This window comes from Vibrio sp. 10N.222.49.C9, from assembly GCF_041474985.1.
Classification (GTDB): domain Bacteria; phylum Pseudomonadota; class Gammaproteobacteria; order Enterobacterales; family Vibrionaceae; genus Vibrio; species Vibrio crassostreae_C.
In genome coordinates, this window is sequence record NZ_JBFRVD010001389.1 from 1 (window position 1) to 470 (window position 470).

The window sequence follows — 470 nt, forward strand, 5'->3', positions numbered from 1 at the left end:
ATACGTACTAGCCCAGAAGTATATTTTTGATCCAAACAGCAACTCACTTGTCGATCAATCAGATGACGATAGTTTAGTGCGACTTGGTAGTAATGAAAGTCGAATCCTCACCCTACTTTGCGAACATCCAAATGAGGTGGTTACTCGTGACCAACTGCATGAATTTGTTTGGAGAGATCAAGGTTTTCAAGTTGATGATTCTAGCCTAACTCAGGCAATTTCTACGCTTAGAAAAATGCTAAAGGATTCCACCAAATCTCCACAGTTTGTAAAGACTGTGCCGAAGCGTGGCTATCAATTGATTTCGTCTGTCGAGCGCGAAACCCCGACTCCTCAAACCGAGGAAAAAGCCGCTACTCCTGCAGCAGAGCCGGCTCTTGCTTCGATCACTACATCGCAGCTAAAAGAATCTAAAGCCGAGCAAAACACCAAGAAACAAGCGTTCTGGTCAAATTGGGATACAAACACCC

1 protein-coding gene is annotated in these 470 nt (G+C 44.3%); it reads left to right on the plus strand.

The window, feature by feature from the left end; all coding sequences use genetic code 11:
- A partial coding sequence (locus tag AB4585_RS28420) for a transcriptional regulator (protein ID WP_372172109.1) occupies positions 1-470 on the plus strand: 470 nt, incomplete at both ends.